The following is a 19,384-nucleotide window of genomic DNA, read 5'->3' as shown; positions in this document are numbered from 1 at the left end:
GCTGTTCATTTGTGCGCGCTTATCCCACGTCGGTGAAAACACAGCGAGGCCCCTCAGGATCAAAATCCCAAGGGGCCTCACTATCTCAGAAGTCCCTACTTCCCAGCCGCGAAGTAGCTCACGCACTGCCCCTGATTCGTGAACACGGGCGACGGGCTCGTCTTCCAGCCACCGTTCTTGCACGCGTCCTTGCCGGTTGAAACGATCACGCGATATTCCTTCGTGGTGCCGTCCGGCGCTGTCACGGTGACTACCGCCGTCGGGTTCTCAGCGGTGGGCTGCTGGACGGTCACCTTGGCGTTCGTGTCCAGCGGGTAGCCGACGACGGCGGGAGTCGCCGTCGCGGTCAGCACCCGATAGTCGGTGGTCGATGGGGCGAAGCCGACGACGGACGCTTGATTGACGAGGAGCCTGCCGAGGTCGGCGAGTCCGGAGTCGGCCAAACGTGAACCCGCGATGGCGACCTCCGCAATCTTCGTGTACGATGCCGTGGTCACGAATGAGACCCTGATCCCACGGGTGGTGACGGGGTCGAAGCGAACTGTCGTGGGCGCAGAAGTCGAGAGTCCCGTGATGGTTCCCGCTGAGGTGTCCTTCCACGCTCCGGAGGCGTCCTGGTACTGGACCTTGAGGCTCGCCGCAGCCTTTTCCGCTGACGTGACGGTCACGGAGGAAACGGTATAGTCGCGGCCGAAGGTGTAGCTCAGGTTGTCACCCGCACGGCCGCCGCTGACCCAGTTGGACCATCGGGTGGAGGCATTGGCATCGCAGGTGTTCTTCGCGATGTAGGAGCCCTCGGTGTAACTGGCGGTCGCGGCCGTGGCGGGGTCGTCCTTGCAGATGTTGCTGCTGGGAACCCGGTCCACTACCACGATGGTGAGTGTCGCGGACAGGGAGCCAGCCTTGCCAGGAATGGTTACCGAGCCGACGGTCTGCAGTGCAGATTCAGACAACGAAGCCCAGTCCCACGTAACAGGAATCGGGTTGCGGGCGGGCCCGTCGCCGATTTGGCCGGGGACTGTCACCGGGGCAGCCGCCTGCACCGAGGCCAGTGTGGAACCAACACCCACGGTCACGGATGCGGGATCTGTGGCGACGTACTGCCCAACCGTCACAGTGAGGAGAGCGTCGTCAAAAGCCTGGCCGTAGGGATCAACACCGGATCCGCGGAGGGTTACCTTGCCGTCCTTCTCCCAAACAGACGGATCAACTGCGGACCAGGTAACGGCCAGCGGCTTGCCCGGACCCGCCTCATACAGGGGAGTCACTGTAGGAGGGAGGGTAGGCGCAACGCCGGTGAGTGTGCTCAGTTCAACGGGCGAAACACCCAGGAGCTTCAAGTCCGCAATGTCCGTGAAAGCCCATGCCTGGTGCGGGCTTGCCGAGGCGGTTGCGGTGGTGCCGGTAGAGGATGCCAACGCCACGGACGTTCCCGCAGCTGTCTGGTTGCCCGAAACCTGCAAGGCAATCGCGGCACCCGCGTTGACCAGGGACCACTGCTTGCCGTTCTCAGTGGTGACAATCCACTGTGCAGAGGGAGTCGTCTTGGCCTGGTCCAACGTCAGGGAAGCGAGTGAAGCCGCGCCGCTCTGGCTGCCGTTCAGCACACCGCCGTTGCCGGTGAGAACACGCCCGTCCGCGCTGGAAACAACCCAACGGCGATCGTTGGCGACGTCGTCTGCACCCACGGCGTTGAACGTCCACATCTGCGGCGCTACGCCTGCCGCGTCGGTGCCCAGGTCCTCGATCGATGCAGTTCCGTTCGCACGCCCGGTCAGGTACTTGCCGCTCGCTTCACCGCTGAGGTGGTAGCTGTGGCCGTCCTGCACAGGCGCGGCATCCTCTGAAACTCCACTGACGCCGTCGACGACGAATGTCACCACCGACGCGGCAGGTACCTCAAGCGTGGCGGACTTGGCCGCCGTGTCGACGGCGACTGGCGCGCCCTTGACGAGTGCGTTCTTCTCGATGTCATCCAGAGGTGACTTCGTGGTGACCACGGGAGTGACCTTGGCGCCGGGTGCGATGCTGCCGAAGCGGCTGAGATCGATGGTGACCTTTTCCGCCGTCGGGGTGTCATTGAAGTGCACCAGCGTTGCGCCGTTGCCGTCGGCGCGGAGGGCGCTGGCGGTCTTGGCGTTGTCGTTCTGGATGAGGAAGTCGCCGGGCCGGATGTAGTGCGTGAAGTTCCTGGTGGTGTTGTATTTCTGGTTGGTCAGGACCTTGCACTTGGCTTGTTCCGGGGATGCGCCGTCGTTGATGCGGCGGTTGGAGAAGCCTTCGCGGCCTTCGTAATTGCAGTCGAAGTCGATGTAGATGGAGCCCCAGCCCTTGTCTGCCTTCTCCTGCTTATACGTGTCCTCCACGGGCTGCCAGAAGACCCACGCGTTGGGGTCGAGTTCACGGAGATCGTTGACCATCCGGCCGGCGATGCCCAGGCCGTTGGTGATGTTCGAACGGTCCCAGCCGCTGGTGGAGTCGCCGAGCACCGGGTTGCCGGTCCAGAACCCGCCAACCTCGCTCATCCATAGCGGCTTGTCGGTGGAACTGGCGAGGTCGCGGACCCGACGACGATCGTTGGTGCCGTAGGTGTGGACGTTGAGCTGCGCCACTGCGTCCTTGGCTTCCTGGCTGTAGCCGTTCCAGTTGGTCATGAACTTGCTGGGGTCGGTCTCGTCCATCGCGGAAATGACGGCGTCCGTGGTGCCCTTTTTGAGCTCAGCGGCCAGCAACTTGGTCACGCGGTCCTGGGCGGCCGGGTAGATCAGCGCACCCTCCTGCTTTTGCGTGTACGTGGTGGGCGGCTTGCCGGTGGCAGCATTGATGTCCGTGCCCCAGTAGCCCGAGTTCGGCTCGTTGAACGGATCGATGGTGTCCACAGTGATGCCGCTGCCTTTTTCGAGGAGCTCGACGGCGTTCCTCATGTAGGCGGCGAACTTGGCTTCCGCTTCGGGCAGGAGATTCTCACCCTTGGCGGTGTTCACTTGGCCGGACACATAGCCGCTCTTGGTCATGAACCACGGAGGGGAATTGCTGAACGCTTCCCAGTGGGTGATCTGCTGGTCTGCGGCGAGGCGTTCCACCCACCAACGCTGGTTCTTGTCGGCATCGGGGTTGTAGGACGCTGGGTCGTCCGGATCCCACTCGTCCAAGAACGCGAGCTTGTTGGCCTGCGTCTTGTCCACGGATCCGTCCGGGTTGTAAAGGTTCGACGCCGGCTGGCCGGGTTGCGCTTCAGCCACCGGCTTCCACCATCCCTCTACAGCGCTGCCGTCGTTGAGGTAGTTGGCGACGTCTGACGCGTTGCCGCCACCCACGTTGTAGCGGGCGATGTTGAGGTTGAGTCCGTCCTCCCCGAAAACCTTTTGGTACAGCTCCTCCCGCAGCTCGGGGGAGTAGCCCGCCGTCGCATTCGCGAACCACACCAAGCTGGTTCCCCACCCTTCGAACGCTTCGCCGCGGGTGGCGGGGTTCGGGGTGATGGTGACCGCTGTTGCGTCGTCTGCCTGTGCTTGTGGTGTGGTTGCGGGCATGAGTGCCAGGCCGGCGGCTGCTGTGACGGCTGCCGCCAGTGCTGCCACTGGCCTTCGGATTCTTCGCGCGGAAAACGCCATGGGTGGACCTCATCGTCGGGGTTCGGGGTGATGGTGCAGGGCTTCGCAGGAAGGCCCGGCAAGCCGAGACTATGAGGCTGTTGGGAGCGTCACAAGGCACTCGAACACGCTCGTTCGTGGTCAGTCAGAAGTGGTCAGAGGTGTAACAACTTTGCCCTGCGCTGACCCGTGGTTGTATAGATGTATACAAGTACACTTTTCCACGGGGCGGAACCACATGGCTGAACAACCACGAAACACGGGGGCGCATCTTGTCTACGGCGAGTTGAAGCGCCGGATCCTCAGCCTCGAGCTGAAACCGGGTGAGCGCATCTACGAACCAGCCATGGCGGCGGCCCTTCAGGTCAGCCGCACGCCCCTCCGTGAGGCCATTCGACGCTTGATTTCGGAGAGCTTGCTCGAGCAGCAAACCACCGGGGGAGTGCTGGTGCCGGCACTGGATGAAAAGGTGATTTCAGAGCTGTACGACGTCCGTGCTGCCCTGGAATCACTGATGGCACGTGAAGCGTGCGCTAATGCGAGTCCGGCGGACCTCGAAGAACTACGGGGGATCGTAGCCCGCAACGCAGCGATGGTGGACTTCGCCGACGAAGCCATGAAGTACGGAGTTGCCCTGCACGCTGCGGTAGCCAGGATCGCAGGGAACTCCTGGGCCCTGCGCTTCCATGAGCAGATTGCCAGCCAGGTTGAGCGCTACCGCTACTTCACCAACAACGCTCCCGAACGACGTGATGAGGCGCTCGCCAACCACCGGGTCCTGGTCGAAGCCATCGCTTCCAAGGATGCGGAGAAAGCGGCCAAGGTCGCTTTCGATCACGTGATCGGCGCACGCGATGAGACCTTGCGGGTTATCTCAAGCACCGGCCTCGTTGTCGGATGATTGGCGAACTCGGACGGCGCTCGTCCACGGCACTCCTGGTGCACTCGGCCCTCATCCAGGCTGTGACGTTCCTGGTCCGGCCCGCCACCACCTACCGCGCACTGGAACTGGATGTCCCCGGCTTCGCTTTGGGCCTTCTTGCCGCGAGTTACGCAGTCTTCCCGTTGCTGCTCGCGCTGCCCATCGGCGGGCTGGTGGACCGTCTTGGTGAGCGTCGGCTCATGGCGATCGGGTCCGCCGTCGTACTGGGTTGTTCTGCCTTTCTGCTGTTCTGGGGGACGTCAGTCCCCGCACTGGTGGCCGGCACAGCGCTGCTGGGTGCGGGGCAGTTGGCCTGCGTAGTGGGGCAGCAGGCCGTGGTCGCGAACAACGCTGCATCGTCGCGTTTGGATTCTGCCTTCGGGTACCTGACCTTCGCCGCGTCGCTGGGCCAGGCCCTCGGACCGTTGGCCATTTCCGTGGTGGGCGGTGCTTCTGTTCGCCCGAACACGCAGGCGATCTTCCTCCTCGCGACTGCCATGAGCTTGGTGCTGTTCCTGACCACGTTCGTGATCTCTTCAAAGGTCAGCCGGGGCAGGCGCACAGCCAAGGGCGCTACCAAGGGCAGCGCGGCAGCACTCCTCCGGACACCCGGGGTGGTCCGTGCCTTGGCTACCAGCGCCACCGTGCTGGCCGTCGTGGACCTGACCGTCGTCTACCTGCCTGCACTCGGCGCCGAACGGGGCCTGACAGCTGCAACAGTGGGCCTGATGCTGACCGTCCGTGCGGTGTTTTCCATGGTGTCCAGGCTGGGGCTCGGCACCGTTTCCCGCAAGTTGGGACGCATGAAGCTGCTGCTCCTGAGCCTGGCCATCTCCACCGTGTCCTTGGGTGCGGCCGCCATCCCGATGCCCGAGTGGTCGCTGTTTGTCGTCATGGCGTTCCTCGGCCTTGGCCTGGGAATCGGCCAGCCCCTCACCATGTCCTGGCTTTCGGCCCAAGCGCCGGAAGGCCAGCGCGGGCGGGCGCTGGCTCTACGGCTTGCCGGGAACAGGGTGGGCCAAGTGGTGTTGCCCAGCGTCATCGGCGTTGTGGCGGTGGGGCTCGGTGCCGCGGGAGTGTTTCTGGCATCCGCGGTTGCTGTGGGCGGGACCATGCTGTTGCTGCGCGGTGTACGGCTGGACGACTGATTGAACTGACCTGAAAGGTTGATTGAGCGACTCACGCGCCCCGACCGTGCACAGGTCTGGCGTTCGCCGGAGGTTCCCCGACCTCGTGGATGGTATGGCCGCTGCAAGCCGTTTTGGTGACGCTGGCCCGCTCGATGCGGGACACGATGAACCACCGCATGGCGTCGCGAAGTCGACACCATCCAACTAAATACCACTGGCCGTTCGTTGAGGCGAACAGCACCGGTTCGACGTCGCGGATGGTGGTACTCCCATCCCCCGAGGTGTAGCGCATGCGGATTACTCGTTGCTCGGACATCGCCTCCTCCAGAGCCGACCTGATGGTGCGCGAGGAGGGTGGAGCCGCATTCACCCACACGCGGCCCGCCAGTTCGTCGGCTCTTGCCCGGGTCTTGGGATCGAGGACATCTACGATCTTCCGGATCCCGGCTGCTGCCAGATCGGCATAAGGGGCGTCGGGTGCAGCGGACACGGCTGCCATGAGCGCTACGGCCTGTGCTGGGGAAAGGCTGACAGGCGGCAGGGAAGCGCCAGCGGCCAACCCGTACCCGCCGCCCGGTCCCGGGCGCGACCAAACGGGCGCACCGCTGCTCTCCAACGCGTCCAAGTCCCTCTTGACTGTGCGTACGGATACCTCGAACTCTCCCGCCAACCGCTCGGCGGAGACCCCCCGCGCTCCGCTGCGACGCAGCAACTCGGAGATAGCATGGAGGCGTTCTGCACGCTTCAACTGTCAGCCCGCATCGAATTCATGACATAAATAGTGACACACCCTTGTCCATAGCGCCTGCGAGGGTAGTGACATGACAACTACTACGAGCAGTCACAACATCATTCTCATCGCCGGCCACTGGTTGGGTGCCTGGGCGTGGGACGACGTCCTTGAACACCTGGAAACCGCCCATTCCCGTGCAGTTGCGGTGACGCTCCCCGGTCTCGACGGGAACGATCCTGACCGGGTGACGAAGACCCTCGACGATCAAGCTGCAGCCATCCTGGAAATTCTTGCGCAATACGGGGTTTCCGGAGATCAGCCCGCCACTATCGTCGCCCACAGCGGGGCCAACGCCCCGGTGAGCCTGGTCTTGGACCGACACCCAGAGCTTGTTCATGGGGTGGTGTGGGTGGACTCAGGTCCTCTGGCGACAGGAAGCGTGTTCGCCCCCGAGCTGCCGGAAGAAGTGGATGAGCTTCCGTTGCCGTCCTTTGACGTCCTCGGGCAGCAGGCTAGCCTCGACGGCCTGAGCGCAGAAGTCCTTGAGCGTTTTCGGATCCGTGCCGTCCCCGAGCCTGGCCCCGTGCTTCGTCAGCCCGTGGAGCTCGTGAACGACGCCCGTGGCAAGGTCCGGACCACCCTGGTGTGCTGCTCCATCCCTGGTGCGCAGGTGCTGGAGTTGGCCCACGCAGGCCATCCCATGTTTGCTGAAGTCGCGAACATCGAGCACCTTGAGGTCATTGACCTCCCCACGGGTCACTGGCCCATGTGGAGCCGCCCCCGCGACCTTGCCAAGATCATTCAGTCAGCTTCCACACGGGTCGACTGAACCAGACGTAGGACCGGAAGCGGCCGGATGATCCGGCTGGTCCCTGCCACGATGACCAATAGGTCCTTGCCCGTTCAGCCGTCATGATCTACCCCTTTCCTCCACTGACTGATCGATAGGTGGATGAAGGAGAGAGCTTTGCAAGGACAAAAAAATACTGTGTTCGTACTGAAGGAACCCGAAGCTCTGCCTCATCACTACGACATGGGCTGGGAGTACTTCCTGCCGGGTGACCAAGTGACGGTTTCACTGGCCGGTGGAGAAACGATGAAAGGTGTGGTCTCCGACGTCATGCCTGACGGGAGTGCCGTATGGATCCGCGCAAATGGTGGGGGTAGGCGACTGTTTGGATTGCACGATGGCGCCGAGATTCGCGTCACCGCCGCTGTTCCACGTCCAAACATCAACTAGTGCGCGCTGTTCGGGGAGGTCACTCCGCGAACAGCGCCGCCAGGTCATCCGCGGTCAGCGAGCCACCGGCCAGGGCGTCGCCCTCCATCACGTCAGCGAACAGCTGTGATTTCTTGGCCTTCAACGCCATGACCTTTTCCTCGATGGTGTCCTTGGCAACCAGCCGGTAGACCATGACGTTCCGGGCCTGGCCAATGCGGTGCGTGCGGTCCACGGCCTGGGCTTCGGAGGCGGGGTTCCACCAAGGGTCCAGCAGGAACACGTAGTCGGCCTCCGTCAGGTTGAGCCCGAACCCACCGGCCTTCAGCGAGATCAGGAACACCGGAGCAGCCCCGTTCTTGAACTCGCTGACCACGTCGCCACGGTTCCGGGTGCTGCCATCGAGGTAGCAGTACTCCACGCCCTCTTCGTCCAGACGCTCGCGGACCTTCCCCAGGAATCCCGTGAACTGGCTGAAGATCAGCGTCCGGTGACCCTCGGAAATGACGTCCTCCAGCTGCTCGAACAACACATCGAGCTTTGAGGACCGAACCCCGGAGAGTGAAGAGTCCACCAACGACGCATCCAGGCTCAATTGCCGCAGCAACGTCAATGACTGGAAGATCGTGAAGCGGTTCTTGTTCACGTCGTCGATCAGGCCGAGGATTTTCTGCCGCTCGCGCTGCAGGTGGGTCTGGTAAACCTTCTGGTGCCTCGGGTTCAGCACCACTTCCAGGATCTGCTCCTGCTTCGGCGGGAGGTCCTTGATGACCTGCTCTTTGGTGCGGCGCATCATGAGCGGACGGACACGACGACGGAGCTTGCCCAGTTGCGCGGAGTCACCGTTCTTTTCGACCGGCTTTTGGTAGTTCTCGGCGAAACGTTTGGGGCTCGGGAACAGGCCCGGCGCCACGATGGAGGTGAGCGCCCAGAACTCCATGAGGTTGTTCTCCAGCGGCGTGCCGGTGATGGCCAGCTTGAACCTGGCCGGCAGCTTCCGGGCGCACTGGTACGCCTTGGACTGGTGGTTCTTCACGAACTGCGCCTCGTCCAACATCAATCCGGCCCAGTGGAACGACGCGTAGGCATCGTAATCAATGCGGAACAGGGCATACGAGGTAATGACGACGTCGGCGCCTGCCAACGCCTCCACAGGGGACAGTCCACTCTTGGCGAAGGTTTCACCGACGGTCCGCACTACGAGCCCGGGAGCAAACCGCTGCGCTTCCAAGGCCCAGTTGCTCACGACACTGGTAGGGGCAACCACCAGGAAGGGAGCTCGCGGAGTCACCTCAACAGAATCACCCTGGGCGGCAGCGGCAGTCTCCGCAGCCAGATCCTTCGCTGCGCAGATCAGTGCAATGGCCTGAACCGTCTTACCCAGGCCCATGTCGTCCGCAAGCACACCGCCAAGGCTGTGCTTGTACAGGAAGCTCAACCAGTTGAAACCCTCCAACTGGTACGGACGCAGCTCAGCGTTAAGGCCGGCCGGCAGCGGCAGCCCGGTCACGCCGTCGTCGAGCAATCCGCCCACAGCCTCACGCCATGCGGCGGCCTGCTCGTCCACAATCCCCAGCTGGGCGAGCTCGTCCCAGAGCCCGGCCTGGAAGCGGCTGATCTGCAGGGTGCCGTCCTTGTTGTCTGGGTTGTCCTGCAGGGAGCGGGCTTCGTCAATCAGTGCGCGGAGCTGGTGCAGTTCGGGCAGATCCAGCGAGAAGTACGCGCCGCTGGGCAGCAACATGCGGCTCATCCCGGCGGCCAGGGCAGAAAACACCGCGGCGAAGGAGACGGGTTCGCCTTCGAGGGTGATCACGATGCCGAGGTCGAACCAGTCGCCGCTGGCCGTTTCCTTCGTGGAAATGGACACCACGGGCGCTTCGGCAGCCTCACGGTAATCTGCGATGTCACCGGACGTTTCCACCACGACGTCGGGCAGTTCCCTGAGTGCGGGCAGCACCTCTTCGGTGAACGCCAGAGTGTCGAGTCCTCCAAGTTCCACGGATGCAGCGAGGCGCGGTGCACCCCAGCCGCCCGTGGCAGACTCGGCCAACGCCGAAACAACGTCCCACGGCCGCCCCAGCGACTCCAGGATGCGGGCTTCCTCGGGGTCATCGCGGTAACCACGGTCGTCCGGGTGCCGCCAGAGCGGCTGCGCCGTGACCAGGGTGCCGGACTTGTAGTGCCACTCCCAGTGCAGCCGGACCTTGTGGTCGTTGCCGTAATTGGCCAGCAAGGACAGGGTTGGAACCGCCAGCGTGGGCAGCTCAACAGACTTGTCGGCAGCCTGGACCGGGGTGGACTGCCTCAGCTTCGGGTAGAACGACGTCAGGAACCGGCTCTCATCCTCGGCAGGAATCTGAAGCGTTTGGCCGTCCATGACGAATTCCAGGAGCTCGTCAGTGATGCCACCCTCGATCGGGGCCAGGGTGATCAGGTTCTTTTGCTGGGGCACTCCGGGCAACGTTTCGCCGGAATGTGTGAAGAAAATCCCGTTGGCCGGCTTCCCCAGGAAGCCCACAGTTCCGGCATCAACCGGCTCCCCGCCTACTGTCACTGACGGCGCGAGCTGCAGGCCGCCGTCGGGCGTTGTGCTTTCGGTTCCGTTCGCGTCCAGCCGCGCCAAACTAAGCCCGACGACGGCGGGTTGCGCCTCCACGCGGACGGGTTCGCTACCAGCCGAGTGAATGAGCGGAATGCCCGCCTTGGCGGCATCGGAAAGGAGGGTCCAAAGATTCTTGGCCGCGAAGTCGTTCAGGCTCAGCCACATGGCCCCGGACGGTTGCTGTCGGCCGTTGCTGGAACCGTGCGCGGCGAGGAAAGTCTGAAGCCATTCGACATGGACCTCGTTGAATTCGCGCCGGAAACTGACATAGCTGAGGTTGTTCCAGGAGACGTCCCCGCGGATCCACTTACCCTTGGCGCCCATCATGACGGGACGGGCCTTGAGCTGGCGGACGCTGCGCATGGGGTCGCGGCGGCCTGTGTAGGAGAAGTGCGCGGCGGGCTCTTCCACTTCGAACTGGAGTGCAAGGGGGATGCCTGCAGTAGTCGGCGCGGTGCCGGGCTTTGCGATCAGCCGGTTGAGGGCTTGTTCCCAAGCGGGCCGGGCGGAGCCGCCCTGCTCCATGGAGCCTAAGCGCGAGGTTTGAATCCCCGGCGCCTGGGACAGGAGTTGGGCGCGGATGGTGGGGTGGTCTTCAGCGGTGAAGAGCAGTGCGGCGACGTGCTTGCAGTCTTTGCGGACCGGGCAGCTGCAGATGCCTACGGTGCAGCTCCAGCCGCTGGACTTGCGGACCAGTTTTGCCGACGTCGAATATGGTTGCGGACCGGTTCCGCGGACCTTGCCCATCAGGAGGCCGGTGGCCGAATCGAACGAAATCCCGCTCACACGGCTGCCCATGGCATAGGCCAGTCCGGCCGCCAAGGAGCGGTCGTTAATGGCAGGAGTCTGAATGGCCAGTTCCCAGGTTTCGTCTGTGTGGGACGGCATGCGTCGGGCTACTTTCGGCAGGAGGTTATCTGCTCAATCTTAGTCAGCAGAAAACGGCTCCCAAACTTCGCCCTCCGTTAACCTCTTCCTCGATTGCGGCGCCGCTCCCACGCGTACGTTGAAAGTGTCCGGAGCACCACCAGCTTTCAGCAGTGAGGATTTCCCATGACTACCAACGAGTACCCCGTCGTCCTGAACAAGACCAGCTTCGAAGCCGGCAATGCGGATGTTGTGGATTCCAACGTCAACGTCGTGAACGAGATGTACCAGGAGCTCCTCAACAGCGACGAGATCGCGCCCGCTGCACTCAACAGTTTCTTTGTGGATTTCTACCTGACGCAGGCGCTGTCCGGCGGCTTTGCCCAGTACGTCTTCACCGCGCCGGAGCGTGAAGAAGTTGATGCTTACGTCCGCGCCGGTCTCGAAGGGATGGGGGCCACCCGGCACCTTGACCTTTTCAACCGCACCGCGGCCACGTTCGATGCGCTGACAGAGGACGAAGCAGAGGCCTACCTCGACGGTGAGCTGGACGAGTCCGAAACACCGCCCGCGGCTGTTGGTACCTTGGACGAACTCGACGGCGAGTTTGAGGCCCTTCTGGAAGAAGAGGACATCATCGAGCTCAACGCTGCGTACCTCCGCGACCAGTCGGGCCTGCTGGTCCTGACAGACGAAGAAATCGAAGCGCACATCGCCGAGCGCGTTGCCCTGATCCCGGACCGCGCTGAACGCCAGGCTGAGGCCGAGGAAGAAGCCCTCGCCAACGCCCCGGAATTCGAGGTCATCATCCGCGAACTGTGCGACGTGGCCGGCTACGCCCTGGAAAAGATCACCATGGGCGATCCCAACTACGAGCACGACGGCGTGAAGACCCTCGCCTGGCACTTCACCACGGATCACGGCGACTACATCATGGTGGAAGACGACGACGAGGCCTTCATGATCCACCCGGAAACGAAGGAAATCATCGCAGCCGTGGAGTTCGAAGAGTCCGAGGAATTCGCCGACGCTTAAACCTTTCGCCGCGCGAGCTCGCCGGAACGCTGCGGAATCGCCGTAGCGTTCCGGCGGTCTCGACGCGTTTCCGGCGATTTCAGGCTACGTGGATCGGCGCTGACCGCGCCGGAGTTTGACCAACTGCCAGACGATCATGGCCTGCCACAAGGTAAGCAGGCCGATCCAAATCCAGTTGGGACCATGGTCGGCTGCATTGAGCATCATGGCCAGGAACCCGAGGAGCCAGGCGACCTCCTGCGTGATGAGGGCCGCGAGGGTCGGGCGTCGGACGTTTGCTTTCTGTTCTGCCATTTCTCTCCCCACTGAGTGGCTTGCAGTCTAGCGGTTCTGAGTTGGTTCGTCGTTCGCGCGACTTCGCCTGAAGACGGCGACCGTTGAGGCAGACCGCAACGGCAAAGGGCTATTTGATCATCTCCCCAGCCGGGCTCACCAGGTACCAGACGCCGCCTACGCCCTGGCCGGTGACGTCGCCGGGCGCCTTGTCCTTGGCGTAGTAGTACAGGGGCATGCCGTTGAGGGTCACGTGCTTCTTGCCGTCCGGCGAAGAGATGGTTCCCACTGTGCCGGTGACGCCATCAACAGTGGGGGCGTCCGACGTCGTGGTGAAAACTGGCCAGGCCGCCAGGCAGGCTTCCGTGCACGCGCTGGTTCCCGAGTCCTTGACGTCCTTGGTGAAGAAGTAGAGGCTCATGCCTTTGCTGTCCACCACAATCTGACCTGCGCTGGAGGACACAACCATCATTTCGGCACCGGCCGCGGTGGCCGGTGCGCTGGAGGTCGGTGCGCTGGAGGTCGGTGCCGCCGACGAGGTAGCGGCTGGTGGTGGAGCGGATGTGGTGGTGGTTCCCGGGCTTCCGCCGCACCCCGCCAATGCGGCAGTCAGGACCAATGCTGCGAATCCAAGGCTAAGTGGTTTCTTCATGTCCAGCTCCTTTGACGAACCGGCCGGGAGGGGTCGGCGCTAACCCCTACGACGCCGGTGGGGGAAGAATGGTTCATGGACCTGAACCTTTTCCAGATGCGCGTCGTCGTATAGGCGAAGGGACAGCGGAAAGAGTGCGAGGGAGGTGGTTATGCCGTTGGACGAAGACGTGGTGGCGGCGATCTACCGCGACCACGGCACAGCCCTGAAGCGCTTCGTGCTGAGCTGCACTTCGGATGTCCACCAAGCCGACGATGTGGTTCAGGAAACCATCCTTAAGGTGTGGCAGCACGCTCCGCAGATCACGGGAAGTTTGCGCAGTTATCTCTTCCGGACGGCCCGCAACGTCATCATCGACAACTACCGTAAAGCCCAACGCCGGCCACTGGAGGCTGGCGAGCATGACCTTCCGGACCATGCGGCCACCGAACGCGTTGACGAGCTCCTGAACCGGGTGCTGATGGAAGAAGCGCTGCTCCGCCTCAGCCATGAGCACCGCGAAGTCCTGGTGGCCCTTCACTATCAACGGTTCACCGTCAGCGAGGCAGCACTGCAGCTGAACATCCCTGCGGGAACCGTGAAATCCCGGGCTTTCTATGCTGTGAAAGCCCTCCGAACAATCCTTGATGAAATGGGGGTGGAACGATGAACGGCAATTCCGTCCACCAATTACTGGGCGCCTACCTGCTGGGTGGGCTTGAGCCCGGGGAAGCCCGTACGTTTGAGGACCACCTCGCCACATGCGCAGAGTGCCGAAACGAACTTGAGGAGCTTGAAAGCCTGCCTGCCTTGCTTGACGCTGTTCCGGCGGCCGACGCTGTGGCCCTCACCGTTGCTGGTGGCGCCAACGTGCTCGCACCGATCGAAGCTGCGCCGGAACCACTCCCCGAAAAGGTTCTGGTGGACCTGTCGGTCCGCCGGCGGAAATCACGACGGCGATGGGCGGCTTTGGTGGGTGCCGTTGCCGCAGCGTGCCTGGTCGCGGGATTCTTCGGCGGTCCATTGCTGAACCAGCCTCCCAAACCAGATGCAAGCTATTCGGTGCAGTCGGAGACCGGGCTGCAGCTGACCGTGGGCATGGTGAAGAAGAATTGGGGCACTGAGCTCGAGGTCGAGGGCCGGTCCATGCCGCTTGAAGGCACTCTCTACCTGTGGGTGAAGGGCAGGGATGGCGCCGAGGAACGCACGTGTGGCTGGACGGCCACCGCGAGTGGCCGGATCAAGATCACCGGTGCCACACCAGTGCAGTTGGCGGGCATAGCCGGCGTTGAACTCCGCGACGAAGCCGAGAAGACGGTCGCGTCGATTTCGGTGCCGTAGGGCTTAGTGCTCCGTGACGCCGGTGCCGGGCACGCCTTCGCCTTGCGAGCGGAGTTCCGCCACCAGCGCCGGGTTCTCGCAGGCCCGGGCGAACGCTTCGATACGCCGCTCGATCTCCCGGCCCAGCAGCCAGCTCCCAATCCTCTCAGCCACGGGCTTCAGGAAAGCCGGGCGGCAGGAAAAGGTGTACTTCCAGACTGCCCGGGTGCCGCCGTCGTCCGGTGTGAACCGCCAGCCGCCGCCGAAGTTTTCAAAGAACCACGGCCCGGACACCATGGTCATGCCAACGTTCTTGGGCGGTGTGTAGGAGACGTACTCGCTGACCATCTTCAAACCCATGCGTGAAACAGTCCGGGTCCGCACCCCTTTGCCAGCTGATGTGGCTCCGTCCAGAAACCCTTGGGCGGAAATGAACGGGTCCCATTTGAGCCGGAAATCGCCGGTGGTCTGGGAGAGCGCGAAGGCGGTCTCCGGATCCAACCGGATGAATCGTTCGGCGCGCACCTGCGGCATTAGAACCCCTGACCTGAGCCGAGCACCAGGAACACCATGAAGACAATGCCAAAGATGTTGACCCCCATAATGGCCAGTCCGATGATGCCTGTGATGCGCCCAGCATTCATGCGCCCGGCACGAAACACGGCGATCAACCCGGTGACCACAGCAACGATCGCCAGCACCACAGCGACCCCGGCCAGCACCAGCGCACCGACCCACCACGCGTCGTTGCCCTGGTTGTAGCGGCTCATTGCGGAAGCGATGGCTGCGATGCCCAAGGGAATGCTGACTACGGCTGCGATGGGTGAAAGGACAGCGGCAATGATGCTCGTGATACCGGCACCCAAGCCGCGATTACCCGTTCGTTGGGTTTGCTGGTAGTAGTCGATTGGCGGCTGGTAGCTCATGGTTCCCCCCAAAGGTCCTTTGGCTAGATCTTGCGGTAGGTAAGGTCGAAGATCATGCGTCCGGCCTCGTGGGCTTTGTTTTCGAAGCTCGTCCGGATGCGCCCCTCGAAGCGGGGAGCCCAGCCGCCTTCCTGGTCCACACCTTCGTTCGGGCCGGTGTGTTCGGTGCTGACGGGTGCGCGGCCTTCCCTGACCGGCGCACCTCCCACAACGGATTCGACGCCGGATTGCCACACTTGCGTCAGCGGGCTCTCCTCGCCGCTGCGCTCGCCTTCGTGCATGTTCTCGAACTCAGTGGAATCCGCCAGCACTTCGCGCACGTGCACCGCGTAGTTGGACCAGTCAGTGGCAATGCGCCAGTAGCCGCCCTTCTTGAGTGCCTTGGCGGCGACCGAGGCGAAAGCGGGTTGGATGAGCCGGCGTTTGTGGTGCCGGGCCTTGTGCCATGGATCCGGGAAGAATACCCAAAGCTCGCTGACCGAACCCTCCGGGAGCATCGACTCGAGGACCTCGGGGGCATTGGCTTCCACCACACGCACATTCGTCAGCCCGCGGCTGTTGATCTTGATGATGGTGTTCGCAAGCCCAGGGGTGTAGACCTCGACGGCCAGGAAGTCCTTGTCCGGGTTCTGCTCAGCGGCGTGAACCACGGCGTCACCCAAACCCGAGCCGATCTCCACAATGAGGGGTGCCTTGCGCCCGAAGACGGCCTCGGCGTCGAAGGTGTAGTCCGGGTGCACGGAGGTGTTGGCGACGTGCCGGGGAACCTGGATGGCCCAACGCTCGGCGTGCTCTTCCCACGCTGCCTGCCTGCGGCCCTGCAAACGGGTGCCTCGACGCACAAAGCTGACGGGCCGGCCGCCATAGGTACCGAAGGAAGCCTGGCTGCCGGGCGTGACGGGCCGTGGGGAATCTGGAGTTTCACTCATCGCTTCCAGAATACTTTGGTTCCGGTTGGCGGCTCTGCAGAGCCCGCCGCCGAGTGCCCGGTACGCCGCAATGCACGCTGGGCAACAGCTCGCTGATGGCGTCCAGTGATGACTCCAACGCCTTCGCGCTTTCGCTCCGTTTCCCGGTTTATACCCGGCTACCTCCCGTGGCCCGTGTTATCCAGCCCGCCGTAATGGGACTGACCGAGGGTCTTTCCACGGCGGAAATCCCGGAGTGCACGTTCCGACTCCGGATCCGAATCGACCGGCCGCCGCTGCTTCGTCCTCCTCCACAGATAAACCGCGATCGACGCAACGATCAACAATCCTGCCGCAATTGCCACTCCTAGCAACTCCATGGCGCCCCCTTTGTGAAACAACTATAGATTCCCCTCCCCGAATGGCCCAGGTATCTGGGCCATCACGGCATGGTCTACTGCCCACGAGGGTGCTCCCGTTTTGCTGTCCACCACGGGCTGGGAACGCAGTGCACGCTCGCAGAGATGACCCCATCAGGCGTCCCAGACCCGTGGCTGACAGAATAGGACGTGTGACCTCCTCCAAGACCCCCGGCTACCCGGAGAAATCCGTGCTCCCTGACATAGCGGTGGACGCCGAGATCGACGACGAGCCGGCAGCGGACCCCACGCAACTACGGGGCAAGCGCGGGCTCGTGTACCTCGGCATCTGTCTGGTTCTGATCGGCCTGAATCTCCGCACGGTCTTCTCCAGCTTCTCCGCCGTCCTTCCGGAAATAACGTCCGACGCCGGTCTGCCGGGCTGGTCGCTGGTGGTCCTCACCACGGTGCCGGTCACCTTGCTGGGCGTCTTCGCACCGCTTGCCCCCATCCTCGCCCGGAGGTTCGGTGCTGAACGCGTGCTTTTGGGGGCCATGGCAGTCCTCACGATGGGCTTGCTGCTGCGGCCCGTGGAGTTCCCGGGCATGGGTCACTTGCCCGCACTTCTGGCCGGAACAGCTGCCTGCGGTGCCGCAATAGCGCTTTGCAACGTCCTCCTTCCGGGTGTCGTCAAAAGGGACTTCCCGCACCGGCTTGGCTTGATGGGCGGCCTGTACACCACTGCGATCTGCGCTTCGGCTGCCCTTGGCGCGGGCTTCACGTATCCGGTGTTTACGGCAACCGGCCACTGGACCTCGGCGCTGTGGTTCTGGGCGGTGCCGGCCGCCGTCGTACTTCTGCTTTTCCTGCCGCTGGCAATCCGCCAGCCGTCGGTAAAGCACCAGGCAGTCCACGGCGGCGTGAACGTGTGGCGGTCAGCCGTGGCATGGCAGGTGACCCTGTTCATGGTGCTGCAGGCCATGATGTCGTTCAGCGTGTTTGCCTGGATGGCGCCTATCCTGCGTGACCGGGGGATCGACGGGAGCACGGCCGGGCTGATCGTCTCGGTGTCGATTGTGCTGCAGATGCTCGGCTCACTGTTTGCCCCGGCGCTGGCCACACGGTTCAAGGACCAACGCATCATCAACATGGTGGTGGCCCTCATGACGGGTGGTGGTTTTGCCCTCACGATCTTTGGCCCCACCGAGCTCATCTGGGTATGGACCGGACTCAACGGGCTGGGTCAGGGGTCACTCACTGCGGTAGCGCTGACCATGATCATGGTCCGTACCCGCGACGCCCACACGGCCGCTCACCTGTCCGGGATGATGCAGGGAGTTGGCTACGGGGTGGGTTCGCTGGGCACGTTGATGGTAGGCCAACTCCACCAGGCAACGGGCGGATTCGCAGCGGCTGGAATCCTGTTCCTGGTGGTCGGATCCTTGGCCGCGTTCTTCGGATACCGGGCAGGCCGCGACCGCTTCGTTTAACGTTGTGAGGCCCACTCTGCATCCCAAAAACCCAGGGAAGAGCGCAGAACGGGCCTCGCAACGAAAGTCGGAGTAGCTAGACGGTCAGGTCCTTGCCCTTCGTCTCGGGGATGGAGAATGCGAACGCGATGCCCACCAGCAGCAGGATCACTGCGTACACATTGAACAGTTGAGCTTGCCCGATGGTGCCGAGCCACGTTTGCAGGTACGGAGCCGTGCCGCCAAAAGCGGCGACGCAGATGGAATACGGAACACCGACGCCGATGGTGCGGATGTGCGTCGGGAACAGTTCGGCGTAGACAGCCGGGACGATCGCAGCGCTGCCGGCGATGAAGAAGAGCATCACGGACATGGACACGGCGAGCTGCCACGGCGAGTCCTTGAGCAGCCACGTCATGGGGAAGTGCAGCAGGGCGGCGCCCGCGGCTGACACGATGATCACAGGTTTGCGGCCGATGCGGTCCGACAGCTTGCCCCAGAACGGCAGGGCGGCGATGAACACCACGTTGGCCACCACACCTGCCCAGAGTGCCTCACCGCGGTCCATTTTCAGCGAAGTTGCGGCGTAGCTCGGAGCCACGACACCCCAGATGTAATACACAACGGTCAGGCCAACCGTGAGCCCGATAACCTGCAGGGCCTGCTTGCGGTACTTCACGATCTGCGGCCAGATGGGCAGGCGCTTCTCATTGGGTGCCTCGGCCTCGAAAGCCTCGGTTTCCTTCATCTTGGCCCGCATGAACAGCGCGTAGATGCCCAGCGCCCCACCGATCAGGAACGGGATGCGCCAACCCCAGGCGCTCATGTCGTCCTTGCTGAGGGTGGCGGTGAGGATGGCACCCAGCAGCGTACCGGCCAGGATGCCGGCGGTGCCGGAGGTGTAGATGAGGGTCGCCCAGAAGCCGCGGTGTTCCTTGGGTGCCATCTCGGACAAGTACGTTTGCGACGACGGCAACTCACCACCGTGGGCGAGGCCCTGGATGAGCCGGGCCACCAGCAGCATCACCGAAGCGAAGGCGCCAACAGCAGCGAACGTTGGGGCGATGCCGATGAGGAGGCTGCCCACCGCGCCCAATGCCACAGCCACGGTCATGGACGTCTTGCGCCCGATCCGGTCGCCGATCCAGCCGAACACGAAACCGCCGAACGGACGGGCAACGAACCCGACGGCGAAGATCGCCAAGGTGGACAGCACGGCCGACGTTGGGTCTGCCTGGCTGAACAGTGCGCTCGCGATAAACGGCGAGAACGTGGCGTAGATCGCCCAGTCGTACCATTCAACGGCGTTGCCGATGCCGGTGCCGACCAGCGTTCGCATGTGCGACTTGTGGACCTTGACGTCGGGGGACGTTCCTACGGTGGCGGTCATGTGGTTC

General features: G+C 63.3%; 17 protein-coding genes. 8 read left to right on the top strand and 9 right to left on the bottom strand.

Features of this window, described 5'->3' with window-relative positions:
* Nucleotides 1-95: 95 nt before the first annotated feature.
* Nucleotides 96-3,581, bottom strand: coding sequence for a discoidin domain-containing protein (locus N7568_RS15485; protein WP_261610687.1), 3,486 nt, complete (start codon nt 3,579-3,581; stop codon nt 96-98).
* A gap of 250 nt (nt 3,582-3,831) precedes the next feature.
* Between N7568_RS15485 and N7568_RS15480 the strand changes: the two genes are divergently transcribed.
* Nucleotides 3,832-4,494: a GntR family transcriptional regulator gene (locus tag N7568_RS15480; protein ID WP_261610686.1), complete on the top strand. Its 663-nt coding sequence runs from the start codon at nt 3,832-3,834 to the stop codon at nt 4,492-4,494.
* Nucleotides 4,491-5,663 carry an MFS transporter gene (locus N7568_RS15475; protein WP_261610685.1) on the top strand — a complete coding sequence of 391 codons (1,173 nt, stop codon included), beginning with the start codon at nt 4,491-4,493 and terminating at the stop codon, nt 5,661-5,663. The genes N7568_RS15480 and N7568_RS15475 overlap by 4 nt, the downstream gene beginning before the upstream one ends.
* A 31-nt stretch (nt 5,664-5,694) precedes the next feature.
* Here N7568_RS15475 and N7568_RS15470 read toward each other — a convergent pair whose 3' ends face one another.
* Nucleotides 5,695-6,393, bottom strand: a complete 699-nt coding sequence (locus N7568_RS15470; protein WP_261610684.1) for a helix-turn-helix transcriptional regulator — start codon at nt 6,391-6,393, stop codon at nt 5,695-5,697.
* Nucleotides 6,394-6,466: 73 nt separating this feature from the next.
* On the opposite strand from N7568_RS15470, the gene N7568_RS15465 reads away from it, so the two are divergent.
* Complete coding sequence (locus N7568_RS15465) at nt 6,467-7,207, top strand: alpha/beta fold hydrolase (protein WP_261610683.1); 741 nt, start codon at nt 6,467-6,469, stop codon at nt 7,205-7,207.
* 138 nt (nt 7,208-7,345) lie between these two features.
* Nucleotides 7,346-7,618, top strand: a complete 273-nt coding sequence (locus N7568_RS15460) for a hypothetical protein (RefSeq protein WP_261610682.1) — start codon at nt 7,346-7,348, stop codon at nt 7,616-7,618.
* 19 nt (nt 7,619-7,637) lie between these two features.
* Here N7568_RS15460 and N7568_RS15455 read toward each other — a convergent pair whose 3' ends face one another.
* The gene (locus N7568_RS15455; RefSeq protein ID WP_261610681.1) at nt 7,638-11,087 is read right to left on the bottom strand and encodes a DEAD/DEAH box helicase; all 3,450 of its coding nucleotides are present in this window, start codon (nt 11,085-11,087) and stop codon (nt 7,638-7,640) included.
* 165 nt (nt 11,088-11,252) lie between these two features.
* Here N7568_RS15455 and N7568_RS15450 point away from each other — a divergent pair, with 165 nt between their 5' ends.
* Nucleotides 11,253-12,101 carry a DMP19 family protein gene (locus N7568_RS15450; RefSeq protein ID WP_261610680.1) on the top strand — a complete coding sequence of 283 codons (849 nt, stop codon included), beginning with the start codon at nt 11,253-11,255 and terminating at the stop codon, nt 12,099-12,101.
* Between the two features lie 84 nt (nt 12,102-12,185).
* Here the strand turns inward: N7568_RS15450 and N7568_RS15445 are convergent, their stop codons facing one another.
* Nucleotides 12,186-12,395 carry a hypothetical protein gene (locus N7568_RS15445; protein ID WP_253464591.1) on the bottom strand — a complete coding sequence of 70 codons (210 nt, stop codon included), beginning with the start codon at nt 12,393-12,395 and terminating at the stop codon, nt 12,186-12,188.
* 109 nt (nt 12,396-12,504) lie between these two features.
* Nucleotides 12,505-13,026 (bottom strand): COG4315 family predicted lipoprotein, encoded by a 522-nt coding sequence (locus N7568_RS15440; protein ID WP_261610679.1) that lies wholly within the window; start codon nt 13,024-13,026, stop codon nt 12,505-12,507.
* Nucleotides 13,027-13,177: 151 nt separating this feature from the next.
* On the opposite strand from N7568_RS15440, the gene N7568_RS15435 reads away from it, so the two are divergent.
* Both N7568_RS15435 and N7568_RS15430 read left to right on the top strand, forming a co-directional pair.
* Nucleotides 13,178-13,675, top strand: coding sequence for a sigma-70 family RNA polymerase sigma factor (locus N7568_RS15435; protein ID WP_261610678.1), 498 nt, complete (start codon nt 13,178-13,180; stop codon nt 13,673-13,675).
* Nucleotides 13,672-14,346, top strand: a complete 675-nt coding sequence (locus N7568_RS15430; RefSeq protein WP_261610677.1) for an anti-sigma factor family protein — start codon at nt 13,672-13,674, stop codon at nt 14,344-14,346. Before N7568_RS15435 ends, N7568_RS15430 begins: the two co-directional genes overlap by 4 nt.
* A 3-nt stretch (nt 14,347-14,349) precedes the next feature.
* On the opposite strand, the gene N7568_RS15425 is transcribed toward N7568_RS15430, so the two are convergent.
* From N7568_RS15425 to trmB, 3 genes are read right to left on the bottom strand one after another with little or no spacing between them, the layout of a single operon-like run.
* Nucleotides 14,350-14,859: a type II toxin-antitoxin system RatA family toxin gene (locus tag N7568_RS15425; RefSeq protein WP_261610676.1), complete on the bottom strand. Its 510-nt coding sequence runs from the start codon at nt 14,857-14,859 to the stop codon at nt 14,350-14,352.
* Nucleotides 14,859-15,251, bottom strand: a complete 393-nt coding sequence (locus tag N7568_RS15420; RefSeq protein WP_261610675.1) for a hypothetical protein — start codon at nt 15,249-15,251, stop codon at nt 14,859-14,861. The genes N7568_RS15425 and N7568_RS15420 overlap by 1 nt, the downstream gene beginning before the upstream one ends.
* 23 nt (nt 15,252-15,274) lie before the next feature.
* The gene (gene trmB, locus N7568_RS15415) at nt 15,275-16,180 is read right to left on the bottom strand and encodes a tRNA (guanosine(46)-N7)-methyltransferase TrmB (protein WP_261610674.1); all 906 of its coding nucleotides are present in this window, start codon (nt 16,178-16,180) and stop codon (nt 15,275-15,277) included.
* A gap of 550 nt (nt 16,181-16,730) precedes the next feature.
* Here trmB and N7568_RS15410 point away from each other — a divergent pair.
* Entirely contained in the window at nt 16,731-18,008 is a 1,278-nt protein-coding gene (locus tag N7568_RS15410) for a CynX/NimT family MFS transporter (protein ID WP_261610673.1), read from the top strand.
* Nucleotides 18,009-18,084: 76 nt separating this feature from the next.
* On the opposite strand, the gene N7568_RS15405 is transcribed toward N7568_RS15410, so the two are convergent.
* Nucleotides 18,085-19,377, bottom strand: coding sequence for an MFS transporter (locus tag N7568_RS15405; RefSeq protein ID WP_261610672.1), 1,293 nt, complete (start codon nt 19,375-19,377; stop codon nt 18,085-18,087).
* Nucleotides 19,378-19,384 lie beyond the last annotated feature (7 nt).

The sequence above is a fragment of the Paenarthrobacter aurescens genome, assembly GCF_025421775.1.
Taxonomy (GTDB): domain Bacteria; phylum Actinomycetota; class Actinomycetes; order Actinomycetales; family Micrococcaceae; genus Arthrobacter; species Arthrobacter aurescens_B.
The sequence above is the reverse complement of the archived record's forward strand: the minus strand, read 5'-3'. Positions and strand labels throughout refer to the sequence as shown.